Annotated in this window: 16 protein-coding genes; 12 read left to right on the top strand and 4 right to left on the bottom strand. The window is 71.0% G+C overall.

What is annotated here, in order from left to right; genetic code table 11:
* Positions 1 to 116: 116 nt before the first annotated feature.
* Positions 117 to 548 carry a peptide-methionine (R)-S-oxide reductase MsrB gene (gene msrB / locus N1F89_RS09050; RefSeq protein WP_290083540.1) on the bottom strand — a complete coding sequence of 144 codons (432 nt, stop codon included), beginning with the start codon at positions 546 to 548 and terminating at the stop codon, positions 117 to 119.
* Between the two features lie 208 nt (positions 549 to 756).
* Here msrB and N1F89_RS09045 point away from each other — a divergent pair, with 208 nt between their 5' ends.
* The 8 genes from N1F89_RS09045 to N1F89_RS09010 all read left to right on the top strand — a co-directional run bounded on the left by N1F89_RS09045 (position 757) and on the right by N1F89_RS09010 (position 7,323).
* Positions 757 to 3,108 carry a putative monovalent cation/H+ antiporter subunit A gene (locus tag N1F89_RS09045; protein WP_290083538.1) on the top strand — a complete coding sequence of 784 codons (2,352 nt, stop codon included), beginning with the start codon at positions 757 to 759 and terminating at the stop codon, positions 3,106 to 3,108.
* Between the two features lies 1 nt (position 3,109).
* On the top strand, positions 3,110 to 3,529 hold the full coding sequence (locus N1F89_RS09040; protein ID WP_290083536.1) for a Na+/H+ antiporter subunit B: 420 nt from the start codon (positions 3,110 to 3,112) through the stop codon (positions 3,527 to 3,529).
* Positions 3,529 to 3,906 carry a Na+/H+ antiporter subunit C gene (locus N1F89_RS09035; RefSeq protein ID WP_290083534.1) on the top strand — a complete coding sequence of 126 codons (378 nt, stop codon included), beginning with the start codon at positions 3,529 to 3,531 and terminating at the stop codon, positions 3,904 to 3,906. The genes N1F89_RS09040 and N1F89_RS09035 overlap by 1 nt, the downstream gene beginning before the upstream one ends.
* Positions 3,907 to 3,913: 7 nt before the next feature.
* Complete coding sequence (locus tag N1F89_RS09030; protein WP_290083533.1) at positions 3,914 to 5,488, top strand: Na+/H+ antiporter subunit D; 1,575 nt, start codon at positions 3,914 to 3,916, stop codon at positions 5,486 to 5,488.
* Positions 5,485 to 5,958, top strand: coding sequence for a Na+/H+ antiporter subunit E (locus N1F89_RS09025; RefSeq protein WP_290083532.1), 474 nt, complete (start codon positions 5,485 to 5,487; stop codon positions 5,956 to 5,958). Before N1F89_RS09030 ends, N1F89_RS09025 begins: the two co-directional genes overlap by 4 nt.
* Positions 5,955 to 6,290, top strand: a complete 336-nt coding sequence (locus N1F89_RS09020; protein ID WP_290083530.1) for a cation:proton antiporter — start codon at positions 5,955 to 5,957, stop codon at positions 6,288 to 6,290. Before N1F89_RS09025 ends, N1F89_RS09020 begins: the two co-directional genes overlap by 4 nt.
* Complete coding sequence (mnhG, locus tag N1F89_RS09015; RefSeq protein ID WP_290083528.1) at positions 6,287 to 6,631, top strand: monovalent cation/H(+) antiporter subunit G; 345 nt, start codon at positions 6,287 to 6,289, stop codon at positions 6,629 to 6,631. The genes N1F89_RS09020 and mnhG overlap by 4 nt, the downstream gene beginning before the upstream one ends.
* 272 nt (positions 6,632 to 6,903) lie before the next feature.
* Positions 6,904 to 7,323: a MucR family transcriptional regulator gene (locus N1F89_RS09010; RefSeq protein ID WP_290083527.1), complete on the top strand. Its 420-nt coding sequence runs from the start codon at positions 6,904 to 6,906 to the stop codon at positions 7,321 to 7,323.
* Here N1F89_RS09010 and N1F89_RS09005 read toward each other — a convergent pair.
* A complete protein-coding gene (locus N1F89_RS09005; protein WP_290083525.1) occupies positions 7,320 to 7,703 on the bottom strand; it encodes a hypothetical protein in 384 nt (127 codons plus the stop codon). The genes N1F89_RS09010 and N1F89_RS09005 overlap by 4 nt on opposite strands.
* A gap of 223 nt (positions 7,704 to 7,926) precedes the next feature.
* On the opposite strand from N1F89_RS09005, the gene N1F89_RS09000 reads away from it, so the two are divergent.
* Both N1F89_RS09000 and N1F89_RS08995 read left to right on the top strand, forming a co-directional pair.
* Entirely contained in the window at positions 7,927 to 8,340 is a 414-nt protein-coding gene (locus N1F89_RS09000; protein WP_290083523.1) for a helix-turn-helix domain-containing protein, read from the top strand.
* The gene (locus tag N1F89_RS08995) at positions 8,341 to 9,165 is read left to right on the top strand and encodes a DUF6456 domain-containing protein (protein WP_290083521.1); all 825 of its coding nucleotides are present in this window, start codon (positions 8,341 to 8,343) and stop codon (positions 9,163 to 9,165) included. It abuts the gene before it with no gap.
* An 18-nt stretch (positions 9,166 to 9,183) separates the two neighbouring features.
* On the opposite strand, the gene N1F89_RS08990 is transcribed toward N1F89_RS08995, so the two are convergent.
* Complete coding sequence (locus N1F89_RS08990) at positions 9,184 to 9,612, bottom strand: SufE family protein (RefSeq protein ID WP_290083519.1); 429 nt, start codon at positions 9,610 to 9,612, stop codon at positions 9,184 to 9,186.
* A gap of 65 nt (positions 9,613 to 9,677) precedes the next feature.
* On the bottom strand, positions 9,678 to 10,040 hold the full coding sequence (locus N1F89_RS08985) for a DUF5330 domain-containing protein (protein WP_290083518.1): 363 nt from the start codon (positions 10,038 to 10,040) through the stop codon (positions 9,678 to 9,680).
* Positions 10,041 to 10,499: 459 nt separating this feature from the next.
* Here N1F89_RS08985 and N1F89_RS08980 point away from each other — a divergent pair, with 459 nt between their 5' ends.
* Both N1F89_RS08980 and N1F89_RS08975 read left to right on the top strand, forming a co-directional pair.
* The gene (locus N1F89_RS08980; protein WP_290083516.1) at positions 10,500 to 12,266 is read left to right on the top strand and encodes a PAS domain-containing sensor histidine kinase; all 1,767 of its coding nucleotides are present in this window, start codon (positions 10,500 to 10,502) and stop codon (positions 12,264 to 12,266) included.
* Positions 12,241 to 12,853, top strand: a 613-nt coding sequence (locus N1F89_RS08975) for a peptidoglycan-binding domain-containing protein (RefSeq protein WP_290083514.1), incomplete at its 3' end; no start/stop codon positions are given. The genes N1F89_RS08980 and N1F89_RS08975, both read left to right, overlap by 26 nt.

Here is a 12,853-nt window from a genome sequence, read left to right as displayed (position 1 = left end):
AAGGCCGGCGGTGCGGATGGCGCCGCACGCCGCGCGAGGCCGGCGCCGGATCAGGCCGGATTAGCCGGTGCGGGAAGGGCGGCCGGCCCGGCGCCGCGGTGCGGGTCCGGCGACGGCTAGGCCGCGTCGTCCGGCCGGTCGCCGGCCGGGCGGAAGTCGAGCGCCGTGCCGTTCATGCAGTAGCGCAGGCCCGTCGGCTCCGGCCCGTCGTTGAAGACGTGGCCGAGATGGGCGTCGCAGTCCGCGCAGCGCACCTCGGTGCGCACCATGAACAGCGAGCGGTCGCGATGCTCGCTGACCGCCTCGGGCGCGACGGGCGCATAGAAGCTCGGCCATCCGGTGCCCGAATCGTATTTCGTTTCCGAGCTGAACAGCGGCTTGCCGCAGCACACGCAGGCATACGTCCCCTGCGCCTTGTTGTCCCAGTAGGGGCCGGTGAAGGCCCGCTCGGTGCCGTGCTTGCGGGTGACGCGATACTGCTCGGGCGTGAGCTGCTCGCGCCATTCGCTGTCGCTCTTCTCCACCTTGAGGCTGGTTTCGGCGGTCATCGGCACTCTCCGGAATGATGTTCGCCCCCTATTTAGGAAGGCGGCCGGCGATTGTCAGCGGTTCGCTGCCGGCAAGACTTGCAAAGGCGCCCGGCACGACTTGCACGGGATGGATTGTCACACCGGACTTGCCCGGCGTTAGACGAATGTCTATCTCACGCCGAACGTTCGAACAGCAAAGTGACCTGGTGCGGGGGGACAAGAGGCCGTGGACGTCGTCGAGGGGCAACTCATCACGGCCCTGATCCTTGCGCTGCCCTTTGCCGGCGCCCTCGTCGCACCCGTCCTGGTGCGCTGGTTCGGCCACAACGCGGCCTGGCTCCTGGCGCTGCTGCCGCTCGCCGCCTTCGTCCATTTCCTCGGCTTTCTCGGTCCCGTCGCCGCCGGCGAGACCGTGGTGGCGGGCTATCCGTGGATCCCCAGCCTGGGCGTCGACTTCTCCTGGCTGATCGACGGGCTGTCCCTGACCTTCGCGCTTCTGATCACCGGCATCGGCACGCTGATCGTGCTGTATTCGGGCGGCTATCTGAAGGGGCACCCGCATCAGGGCCGCTTCCTGTCCTTCATGCTGATGTTCATGGGCTCGATGCTCGGGCTCGTGGTCGCCGACTCCTTCCTGACGCTGTTCGTCTTCTGGGAGCTGACGTCGATCACCTCCTTCCTGCTGATCGGCTTCGACCACCGCCGCGAGGCCTCCCGGCGGGCCGCGCTGCAGGCGCTGGTGGTGACCGGGCTCGGCGGCCTGGCGCTGCTCGCCGGCCTGCTGGTCATCCGCGCGGCGACCGGCGCCGGCGCGATGTCGGAGCTGCTCGCCGCGCCGGACCTCCTGCGCGACAGCCCGCTCTATCTCGCCGCGTTCCTGCTCGTGCTCGGCGGCGCCTTCACCAAGTCGGCGCAGTTTCCCTTCCACTTCTGGCTGCCCAACGCCATGGAGGCGCCGACGCCGGTGTCGGCCTACCTGCATTCGGCGACGATGGTGAAGGCGGGCGTCTATCTCGTCATGCGCCTCAACCCGGCGATGGGCGACACGGCGCTGTGGGAGACGGTGCTGCCGGTGTTCGGCGGCACGACGCTGATCGTCGGCACGCTGCTGGCGGTGCGCCAGACCGACCTCAAGCTGATGCTGGCCTACACCACGGTCGCCTCGCTCGGCCTGCTGGTCATGCTGACGGGCTTCGGCAACAAGCTCGCGGTCGCCGCCGCCGTGCTCTATCTGGTCGCCCATTCGCTGTTCAAGGGCGGCCTGTTCATGGTCGCCGGCCTGGTCGACCACGAGAGCGGCACGCGCGACATCACGCGGCTCGGCGGGCTGATGCGGGCGATGCCGATCACCTTCGCCGCCGCCGTGCTCGGCGCCGTCTCGATGGGCGGCCTGCCGCCGCTGTTCGGCTTCCTCGCCAAGGAGGAGATGTATGCCGCGCTCGGCTTCGCCGACGGCTGGAGCACGCTGTTCACCATCGTGGCGGTGGTCGGCAACGCGCTGATGTTCGCCGTCGGCTTCGCGGTCGCGCTCAAGCCGTTTCTTGGCGAGAAGGTGGAAACGCCCAAGCACGCCCATGAGGGCCCGGCCCTGATGTGGCTCGGGCCGCTGACGCTCGGCTTGGTGGCGCTGGCCGCCGCCCTGTGGTCGCAGACGAGCCATCGCTTCGTCACCGACCCGATGACGAGCGCCGTCTACGGCGAGCCGGCCACCGTCACCATCTCGCTGATCCCGCATGTCGGCATGGCGCTCTACCTGTCGATCGGCACGGTGGCGCTCGGCATCCTCGCCTATCTGGCGCTGGCGCGGGGCCGCGCGGCGATGGCCGCGACGCTGGCGGCGATCGGCTGGGGCCCCGACCGCGGCTTCGACCAGGCCGTCGGCGGCACGGTGCGGCTGTCCTACGCGGTGACGCGCGTGGTCCAGAGCGGCCGGCTCGACTACTACATGCTGGCCACCTTCGCCGTCTTCGCGCTGGCGCTTCTGGTGCCGATGCTCGCCTTCGGCGACCTGCCGACGCAGCCGCGCTTCCCCGTCATCGCCTTCTACGAGTGGACGATCATCCTGATCGCCGCCTTCGGCCTGTGGGCGGTGCTGCGCGCGCGCAACCGGCTGACGGCGATCGTCTCGCTCGGCATCCAGGGCCTGGCGCTGGCGGTGCTGTTCATGCTGCTCGGCGCGCCGGACCTGTCGTTCACCCAGTTCATGGTCGAGACGCTTTCGGTGGTCATCCTGGCGCTGGTGATGACCCGGCTCAGGCTGTCGCCGGCCGACCACCGGCCGACGCCGGAAAAACTGACCGGCATGGCGGTGGCCGGCGTCTGCGGCCTGGCGCTGACGCTGATCCTGCTGCGGGTCACGCAGATCCCGTTCGACGGCGAGCTCAGCGCCTTCTTCGCCGAGCACGCGCGGGTGATCGCGCACGGCCGCAACATCGTCAACGTCATCATCGTCGACTACCGCGCCCTCGACACGCTGGGCGAGATCGCGGTGGTGATGGTCGCCGGGCTGGCGATCCTCGCGCTGGTGCGCATCCGGCCGCGCCGGCGGCGCGACGCGGCGGCGCAAACGGAGGGCTGAGATGCGCACGGTCATCTTCCGCACGGTCGCGCCCTATCTGACCAGCCTGATGCTGCTGTTTTCGGTGTTCGTGCTGCTGCGCGGCCACAACGAGCCCGGCGGCGGCTTCATCGGCGGGCTGATCGCCGCCTCGGCGCTGGCCATCTACGGCATCGCCTGCGGCGTGGCGCCGGTGCGCCGCGCCGTCTACTTCCATCCCATGGCGATCTCCGGCTTCGGCCTGCTGATGGCCGCGCTGTCGGGCGTGTTCTCGATCTTCTTCCAGGTGCCGCTGCTGACGGGGCTGTGGGCGAAGGTGAGCTTCCTCGGCGTCGAGCTCGACCTGTCGACCGTGCTGTTCTTCGACATCGGCGTCTATCTCGTCGTCGTCGGCTCGATCACCTCCATCGCCCTGGCGCTGGAAGAAAGGGAGCGCGCATAATGGAAACCGTGCTTTCGGTGCTGGTCGGCCTGTTCTTCGCCGCCGCCATCTACCTGATGTTGTCGAAGCACATCATCCGCATCATGCTGGGCGTGGTGCTGTTCGGCAACGCGGTCAACCTGACGCTGTTCACCGCCGGCCGGGTGGTCAGCGAGGTGCCGCCGATCATTCCCGAGGCGCTGCCGGTGCCGCCCGAACTGACGGCGAACCCGCTGCCGCAGGCGCTGATCCTGACGGCGATCGTCATCGCGTTCTCCATCTTCGCCTTCCTGATGGTGCTGACCTTCCGCGCCTACCAGGAGCTGGGCACCGACGACGCGGAGGGCATGCGCGTCGCCGAGCCGAAGGACGATGCCATGCCGCCGCTGGGATACTGAGGCGCCGATGGCCGCAGACACCGAAAAGGCCGCCGACCTGTCGCAGGCGATGATCACCGAGCCGGTGGCGCTGGCCGACTGGCTGATCGTCGCGCCGGTGGCGATCCCGCTCGTCTTCGCCGCTTTCCTCCTGACGGTGCGCCACCGCACCTGGCTGCATGCCGGCGTGGCGCTCGTCGCCTTCGCGCTGACGCTGGCGGCCAATGCCGGGCTTCTGGCGCGCGTGCTCGCGGAAGGGCCGCTCGCCATGACCATGGGGCGCTGGCTGCCGCCGTTCGGCATCAGCTTCGTGGCCGATCCGCTCGGCGTCGCGCTGTCGCTGGTCGGCGTGCTGGTGGCGGCGGTGTGCGCGGTGTTCGCCGTCGCCGACATCGGCACGACCGGGCGGCGCTACGGCTTCTATCCCTTCATGCTGCTGATGATGGCCGGCGTCAGCGGCGCCTTCCTGACCGGCGACCTGTTCAATCTCTACGTCTGGTTCGAGGTCTTCCTGATCGCCTCGTTCGGCCTGCTGGTGCTCGGCTGCGAGCATCGCCAGCTCGACGGCGCGCTGAAATACGCCATCCTCAACCTGGTCGGCACGACGCTCTTCCTGACGGCCACGGCGCTGCTCTACGGCACCTTCGGCACGCTCAACATGGCCGACGTCCAGAGCAAGGCCGCCGAGCTGCGCGACACCGCGCCGCTGGCGACGCTGGCCACGCTGTTCCTGTTCGCCTTCGCCATGAAGGCGGCGGCCTTTCCGCTGAACTTCTGGCTGCCCGCCTCCTATCACACGCCGCGCATCGTGGTGGCGGCGCTGTTCGGCGGCATCCTGACCAAGATCGGCGTCTATGCGCTGCTGCGCGTGCTGGTGATGCTGTTCGAACCGGAGCGCGCGCTGCTGTCGGACGTGATCGCCTGGGTGGCGGCCGCCACCATGGTGCTCGGCATCATGGGCGCGCTCGCCCAGTCCGACATGCGCCGGGTGCTCGGCTTCGTGGTGATCTCCGGCGTCGGCATCATGCTGGCCGGCATCGCGCTCGGCACCGAGGCGGGGCTCGCGGGCGCCATCGTCTACGCCGTCCACTCGATGCTGGCGATGACGGCGCTCTACCTGCTGGCCGGGGTGATGAACGGCGTCGGCGGCAGCTATTCGGTCGAGACGCTGAAGGGGCTCTACCGCGGCCATCCGCTGCTGACGGCCTTCGCGCTGCTTCTCGTGCTGGCGGCGGCGGGTCTGCCGCCGGCCTCCGGCCTGTGGCCCAAGGTGATGCTGGTGCAGGCCTCGCTGGCCGCCGGCGCGCCCTGGCTCGCCTTCGCCATCCTGGCGACCGGCATCCTGACGACGCTGGCGCTCGGCCGCGTCTTCGCGCTGACCTTCTGGCGCAGCGACGGCGGCGACACCGCGCCCGCGGCACCGGCGGAGGCCGCGCCGGTGCTGCGGCTCGGCTACGCCTCGCTCGCCGCGCTGATGCTGCCGATCCTGGCGCTCGGCCTCTATCCCGAGCCGTTCATCAACGTCGCCGAGGCGGCCGCCGCGGTTCTCGTCGATCCGACCGGCTATGTCGGCGCGGTCTTTCCGGAAAGGGTGCAGCCGTGACCCCCTATCTGGTCAACTTCCTGTTCGCCTTCGTCTGGGCCGCCGTCACCGGGTCCTTCACGCTGCCCAACCTGGCGTTCGGTTTCCTGATGGGCGTGGCGGTGCTCTATCTGATCCGCGAGCAGATCGGCACGCTCGGCTACCTGACGCGCACCTGGCGGCTTCTGTCGCTGGCGGTGATGTTCTTCTACGAGCTGGTGCTGTCGTCGGTGCGCGTGGCCACGCTGGTGCTGTCGCCGCGCATGGACATCAAGCCGGGCATCTTCGCCTATCCGCTCAAGGTCGACCGCGACTTCGAGATCACCATGCTGGCCAACCTCATCACGCTGACGCCGGGCACGCTGTCGGTCGACGTGTCGGAGGACCGGCGCACGCTCTACATCCACGCCATCGATTGCTCCGACCCCGAGAGCGCGCGCCGCGACATCGCCGACGGCTTCGAGCGCAAGATCCTGGAGGCGTTCCGATGATCAGCCCGGAGGAGTTCCTGCGGCTGGCCGAGCTGATCGCGCTCGCCGTGCTCAGCCTGTCCTTCCTGCTCACCGTGATCCGCGTGATGGTCGGGCCGAGCCTGCCGGACCGCGTGCTCGGTCTCGACATGCTGGTCATCATCGCCATCGGCTTCATCGCCGTTCTGGGCATCCGCACCGGCTTCACGCTCTACATCGACATCGCCATCGCGCTCGGCTTGGTCGGCTTTCTGGCGACGGTGGCCTTCGCCCGCTTCATCATGAGCCGGCGCTACGAGGAAGAGTTCGTGCAAGAGGACGACGAAGGCATCTACGTCGACAGGGGCGAATGATCGGGACCGTGCAAAACCTGGTGGCCGGCGGGCTGATGATCGTCGGCTCGTTCTTCGTGCTGGTGGCCGCGATCGGCCTGCTGCGCCTGCCCGACCTCTACACGCGCATGCACGCCGCCTCCAAGGCCGGCACGCTCGGCTCCGGCGTGATGATCATCGCGCTCGCCGTGTTCGCCGAGGACGAGGCGACGGTGACGCGCGCGCTGGCCGGCGTGGTGTTCTTCCTGCTGACCGCGCCGATCTCGGCGCATCTCCTGGCCAAGGCCGCCTATGCCGCGGGCTACCGGCTGTGGCGCCACTCCGTGCACGACGACATGAAGGACAGGCCCGACGCCGGCTGAGGCGCGCCGCAGGACGACCAGTCTTGCTGCACGCCCTTTACGTGAAGTTGCATGAATTTCATGCTTCGCGCGACCAATACGTTCGATTTCGGTACAAATGCTCGCCAGACGAAAAAAAACATTTCAGAAAAGCAATGTTGAATTGACTTGCTTTACTGGCGGTGCGTACTAGATACGGAACACGAATCGGGACGGCGCAAGAACGGTCGCCCGCAACTAAAGAGGCTCCGGCAACGAAACGGGGTCAACCGACTGAGTATGGGGCAAACGAGATGGACATGACCGAAAATCCGACAAACAACCAGGACACGCTGATCGAGCTGACCGCCGACGTGGTGGCCGCCTATGTCAGCAACAACCCGGTCCCGGTGAGCGAGCTTTCCAATCTGATCGCGGATGTTCACGCCGCGCTCGGCCGCGTCGGCGCCGCCGAGGAGCAGGCGCCCGCGGAGCGGCCTAAGCCGGCCGTCAATCCCAAGCGCTCGGTGCAGGAAGACTACATCATCTGCCTCGAGGACGGGAAGAAGTTCAAGTCGCTCAAGCGGCACCTGATGACCCACTACAACCTCACGCCGGAGCAGTATCGCGAGAAGTGGGGCCTCGATCCGAGCTACCCGATGGTCGCGCCGAGCTACGCGGCGGCGCGCTCGAAGCTCGCCAAGAAGATGGGCCTCGGCCGCAAGCGCAGCTAACCCGTGTTGCGCCGTGATCCGGGTCGTTTCTCCCGAGTGTGACCGCGCGTATCAATCTCCTGGCGGCGCCCCGTGGCGCCGCCTTTTCTTTGTTTTGGCGCAGCGGCCCGCGGCGGCCGCAACCGGTCGAGCGCCTGCTTGAGCGCGATGTGGCGGTTGAGGTCGTAGCTCCAGTGGCCGTGCGCGCCCTTGAGCCGCTCGCGCTCGACGAGACGCGCCACCTGGCGCACGATCTCCGCCCGCCGGGCGCCGCGGCTGGCCAGCGCCGCTTCGAGATCGAGCCCGCACATGAGCCGCAGGGCGGCGACCTGGCCCGCCTCGGCCGCGGCATCCGCCTTGCGCCGGCGAAACGCCGCGATCTCGCTGTACCATTCTCTCACGCCACCGCTCCTTGAACGCTTCCGGGGGCGACCACTGTCCGTGCGGCGCGCCGGGCGGGGACAAAGCGGCTGCCGACCGGCGCCGGAAAAAGACGGAAAGATCAGGCATTACAAAGGCTTGACCGGACGCCGAAAGGCGGCCGTGTTCTTTGTCTGTTCACACGGCCCGGTTGCGGGGATATAAGGAAAATATTCCTTTTCCTGCATGCCGCGAGGTCGATCCGTGCCGTCTCCAGCGTCCTTCCAAGCCGTCTCCCCGCCGCCGGACGATGCGACGCAGGCCGCCGCCTGCGCGCCGCGCCTGAGCCCGGTCGCCGAGGAGCGCGTCGTCGACATCTGCGAATGCGTGATCGATATCGTGGCGGCGCTGTTCGGCGTCAGCGGCCGCGAGCTGCGCGGCTCCGGTCGCGGCCCCACGACGGTGTCGCGGGTGCGCCAGATCGGCATGTATGTGGCGCATGTCGTGCTGCGGCTGAACATGACGGAGGTCGGCCGCGGCTTCGGCCGCGACCGCACGACGGTGCAGCACGCCTGCCATCTGATCGAGGACCTGCGCGACGACGCGGAGTTCGACCGCATGGTGGCGATGACCGAACGGGTGACCGCGGCGGCCTTTCGCAACCGGGAGCTGCGCTAGATGGCGGGGCGCGAACGCCGCGGGCGGCAGGCCGGCGCCGGCGCGGTCCGGGTGGCGCGCTTTCTCGCCCGTGGCCCGGCGCGGGCGCAGCCGGCGGCGCGCGACGACCGCGTGGTGCTGGAAGGCACGGCCGGCGGCGCGGTGGCGGTCGAGGCGACGGTGCTGGCGGCGATGTGCCGGCGCGGACTGGTGGCGCGCCGCGGCGACGAGCACGCCCTGACGGCCGATGGTCGCGCCTTCGCGCGCCGTGCCGCGTGTGCCGAGGCGCCGCATGCCGCGCAGCACCGCGACCTGGAGACGGCGACGATTGCCGGCGCGAACGGCCGCGAGCGCGTGCTGGTCAACCGCGCCGAATCGCCGCTCGGCCAGCTCGCCCGCCTGCGGCGGCCGGACGGCGCGCCGTTCCTGACGGCGGCCGAGCTGGCCGCCGGCGAGCGGCTGCGCGCCGACTACGACCGCGGCCGCATCATGCCGCGGCTCGGCGCCAACTGGGAGGCGGCGGTGGCCGGCGGCCGGCGCGCCGGCGGGGCGCGCGACCTCGTCGAGCTGCACGACGCCGCGCTCGCCGCGCGCCGGCGCGTGGAGCGCGCGCTCGAGGCCGTCGGGCCGGACCTTTCCGGCGTGCTGGTCGACGTGTGCTGCTTCCTGAAGGGGCTCGGCCAGGTGGAGGCCGAACGCGGCTGGCCGGTGCGCTCGGGCAAGCTGATGCTCAAGACCGCGCTCGCCGTCCTGGCGCGCCACTACGCGCCGCCGCCCGAAGCCGCGCCCGGCCGCAGGACGCTGCACTGGGGCGGCGCGGGTTACCGGCCGACGATCAGCCGCTGAGCGGCGCCGGCCGCCCGCTCAGCCGGCCGGCGCCAGCGCGCCGCGCGCCTCCTGCTGGATGCGTTGCACCATGGCGCGCAGGCCGTTGGCGCGCTGCGGCGTGAGATGCTCGTCGAGGCCGAGCGCGCGCATCGTCTCCTCCGCGTCGGTCTCGACGATCTCGCTCGCCCGGCGGCCGGAATAGAGCGCCAGCATGATGGCGACCAGGCCGCGCACGATGTGCGCGTCGGAATCGCCGCGAAAGGTGATGACCGGGTCCGGCCCTTCGCCGAACCGGGTGTCGAGCCAGACCTGGCTGACGCAGCCCTTGACCTTGTGGGCGTCGTCGCGCGCGGCGTCCGGATACGCCGGCAGCTCGCGGCCGAGGTCGATGATGTAGCGATAGCGGTCTTCCCAGTCGTCCAGGAAGGCGAAGTCGTCGCGGATCGTGTCGATGGAAGCACTCATGCCCCGGATATAGGCGAGGCGGCCGCGCGCGTCACGGGGCGCGGCCGAGATTGTGCGCCCGGCGGTCAGTCGGCGGCGGGCACGCTGCCGGTGGTCAGCGCCGCGTCGTCGCCGGCGCCGGCCGGGCCGGTGGCCTCGGCGGTCACCGGCGCGGCGGTCCCGGCCTCGGGGCCGTCGAAGGCGTCGTAGGCCATGCGCACGCCCTCGCGGGCGCGCGCGCCGATCGTGCTGAGCGCCGCGCGGCCGGTCTCGCAGACCTGCGGCTGGCGCTCGCACAGGCCGGCGACGTCCTGGATGGCGCCGCGCGCGGCGAAGAAGGCGTCGATCGGGCCCACCGGCTCGACCTTCGTCTCGCCGCTGCCCGCGTCGATCGGAATGATCAGAAGCACGAGCGAAAGCCAGAATGCGGAGCGGATCAAGAATCCCATCGTCTGTCCCCTGGTCCCGTCCGCCCTGCCGATGCGGCCGGGGCGGCGTCCTTGCCCGCGAGACTGCCCGCCGCGGGCAAAGGAGGGCTTGCGGCGATGGCGACGATTCGCGGCAAATTTTGCATCAATTTGAACGATCGCCGACGCATCGGGTTTCAATCGAATTGTCGCGGTCGCGGCAACCGGACGTCAACCAGCCAAGCCGCTGGAATGACGCGGAAATCGCCTTCGTCCCCAGGCGGGTAGCCCGCCGCGGGGCGCATGCCGGCCGTTTACCGGCGCTTAACCATACGGCAAAAACCGGTCGTCGCGCCGCCCGCAGAGGGCGCGATTGCGCCCGCCCGTGGCCGGGGCGGGGCGGGCGTTTATCCTTTCCTTAAAGGCTGCGGTGCGAGGGTCGCCTGCAACGAACGATCCGCAAAGCGGACCCCCATGCGAGTGCGTCGAGTGAGTGCAGGCGTGTCCCAACCGAGCGAATGGCTGACGGCCGCCGCGGCGGCCTGCGACAGGCTGGTGCCGCCGGCGCTGAACGATGCGGCGGAGCGCGCCGAGCGGCGCCGCCTGGTGGCGGTGCTGGTGGCCGCGCCGTTCCCGCTCGCCGGAGCGGCGGCGCAGGTCTTCGCCGCCGAGCTCGGCGTGGCGCTGACGCTGGCCCTGATGTGCGCGCTGTTCGGCGCTGCCTGGTTCGCCGTGCTTCTGGTGGCCGCCGGCGCGCGCAGCACCGTGGCCGGGCTTTCGGCGCTGGCCGCCGGGGCGCTGGCGATCGGCGCGACGCTTGCCGCCGCCGGCGGGCTGGCGACGCCGCTGGCACTGCTCCTCGCCGCGCTGCCCTTCGAGGCGCACTGGGTTTGCCGCTCGCGCCGGGCGCGAGGGGCCGGGCTGGCCGCCGCTGCCGTTGCCGCCGCTCTGGCGCTCGCGTGGGCCGGCGCGGCGGTCGCCGCCGCGAGCGCCTGGCACTGGCTGGTGCCGCTGATCTATGCCGCGAGCGTGTGGCTGCGCCTTGAGCGGGCGAGCGCCGTCGCGGCGGGCGCCGAGGTGCCGGCTCCGGCGGTGGTGGAGGAGGCGCTGCTCGACGCCGTCGTGCTGCGCATGTCGCCGGCGGGCGAGGTGACCGGGGCTTCCGAGCGCGCGCGGGCGCTGCTCGGCGTGGCACCCGAGATGCTGCTCGGCAACGGCCTGTTCGAGCGCGTCCAGGTGGCCGACCGCGTGCCTTATCTGTGCGCGCTGTCGCAGCTGCGCGACGGCGCTGCGACGCGCGAGGTGCGCCTGCGCCTGCGGCCGGCACCGGCCGAGACCGGCGGCCCGGCGCACCATGCCCCCTTCGTGCTCACGCTGATGCGCGGCGACGACGCCGGCGCGGTGGTCGCGCTGCTGCGCGACGACGCGCGGGTCGCCGGGCTGGAGGCCGAGCTTGCCCGTGCCAGCGAGAGCGCCGAAAGCTCCGAGCTCGCCAAGAGCCGCTTTCTCGCCGCCGTCAGCCACGAACTGCGCACGCCGCTCAACGCCATTCTCGGCTTCTCCGACGTGCTGGCGAGCGAGATGTTCGGCCCGCTGGGCGGCGAGCGCCAGCGCGAGCACGTGCGGCTGATCCGCGAGGCGGGCGGCCATCTGCTGTCGGTCGTCAACGCGATCCTCGACGCCTCGAAGATCGAATCGGGCACCTACGAGCTGAAGCCGGAGCCCTTCCGCTTCGCCGAGGCGGTGGAGCTCTGCCTGTCGCTGTCGGCCGGCCGCGCGGCGGAAAAGGGCATCGCGCTGACCAGCGACGTCGACGAGGCGCTGGCCGAGGTGACCTGCGACCGGCGGGCGCTGCAGCAGGTGCTCATCAACCTGCTGTCCAACGCGGTGAAGTTCACGCCGGCCGGCGGCAGCGTGACGCTGAGCGCCCGGCGCAGCGGCCGCATGCTGGAATTCTGCGTCGCCGACGACGGCATCGGCATCGCGGCCGCCGACCTCGAGCACATCGGCAAGCCGTTCATGCAGGTCGAGAACGACTACACGCGCCGCTACGAGGGCACCGGGCTGGGGCTTGCCGTGGTCAAGGGCCTGGTCGAGCTGCAGGGCGGGGCGATGACCATCGACAGCGCGCCCGGCGAGGGCACGGCGGTGACCATCCGCCTGCCGCTGGCCGACGCCGCGGCGGACGGCGACGGCACCGCCGCCGGCCGGCCGGTCGCGCTACACAACAGCGAGTGGATCGATGAGCCGCAACGCAAGACTGCTTGACGCCGACGAACCGGCACCCGGCCTGCTGCGCGCCGGGCTGGCGGCCGCCGCCGGCGCGGCGCTGCGCCGGCCCGCCGTCGCCGGCGGTGCGACCGCCTTTGTCGTGGCGCTGTCCTTCGTCGCCGCCAACGCGCTGTGGTACCAGCCGCACCCGCATGGTGGCGCCTTCTTCGCCACCCGGCCGGGCGCGAGCGGCCTCGAGCGGCCGCTGCGCACCGTCGCCGCGCCGCAGCCGGCCGCCCCGCAGGCGGCACGGCGCGACGCCGAGCCGCTGCCCGTGCCCGCCCCGCCGCCCGACCGCCGCGAGACGACCGGAGCCGTGCCGCCGCCGCCCGAGCAGGCGGCGAGCGAGGCGGCACGCGCCGAGGCGCCGGCCGGCGACGCCACGGTGCGCGCGGTGCAGCAGGTGCTGGGCAAGCTGGCGCTCTACAAGGGTCCGGTCGACGGGCTGAGCGGGCCGATGACGCAGAGCGCCATCGAGAGCTATCAGCGCGCCGTCGGCCTGTCGGTGACCGGCCAGATCGACACCGCGCTGCTGCGTCATCTCGGCCTCGAGGACGCCGTCGCCGCGCCGCGAGACGAGCCGG

This window comes from Aquibium sp. A9E412, assembly GCF_030398335.1.
In the GTDB taxonomy this organism is placed as follows: domain Bacteria; phylum Pseudomonadota; class Alphaproteobacteria; order Rhizobiales; family Rhizobiaceae; genus A9E412.
This window is presented reverse-complemented; position numbering and strand designations above follow the sequence as displayed.

Excerpts from the sequence above, each read along its gene's own strand:
- mnhG (WP_290083528.1), top strand. The coding sequence starts at position 6,287 with ATGATCGGGACCGTGCAAAACCTGGTGGCCGGCGGGCTGATGATCGTC.
- msrB (WP_290083540.1), bottom strand. The coding sequence starts at position 548 with ATGACCGCCGAAACCAGCCTCAAGGTGGAGAAGAGCGACAGCGAATGG.
- N1F89_RS08990 (WP_290083519.1), bottom strand. The coding sequence starts at position 9,612 with ATGAGTGCTTCCATCGACACGATCCGCGACGACTTCGCCTTCCTGGAC.
- N1F89_RS08995 (WP_290083521.1), top strand. The coding sequence starts at position 8,341 with ATGGCGGGGCGCGAACGCCGCGGGCGGCAGGCCGGCGCCGGCGCGGTC.
- N1F89_RS09020 (WP_290083530.1), top strand. The coding sequence starts at position 5,955 with ATGATCAGCCCGGAGGAGTTCCTGCGGCTGGCCGAGCTGATCGCGCTC.
- N1F89_RS08985 (WP_290083518.1), bottom strand. The coding sequence starts at position 10,040 with ATGGGATTCTTGATCCGCTCCGCATTCTGGCTTTCGCTCGTGCTTCTG.
- N1F89_RS09010 (WP_290083527.1), top strand. The coding sequence starts at position 6,904 with ATGGACATGACCGAAAATCCGACAAACAACCAGGACACGCTGATCGAG.
- N1F89_RS09040 (WP_290083536.1), top strand. The coding sequence starts at position 3,110 with ATGCGCACGGTCATCTTCCGCACGGTCGCGCCCTATCTGACCAGCCTG.
- N1F89_RS09030 (WP_290083533.1), top strand. The coding sequence starts at position 3,914 with ATGGCCGCAGACACCGAAAAGGCCGCCGACCTGTCGCAGGCGATGATC.
- N1F89_RS09035 (WP_290083534.1), top strand. The coding sequence starts at position 3,529 with ATGGAAACCGTGCTTTCGGTGCTGGTCGGCCTGTTCTTCGCCGCCGCC.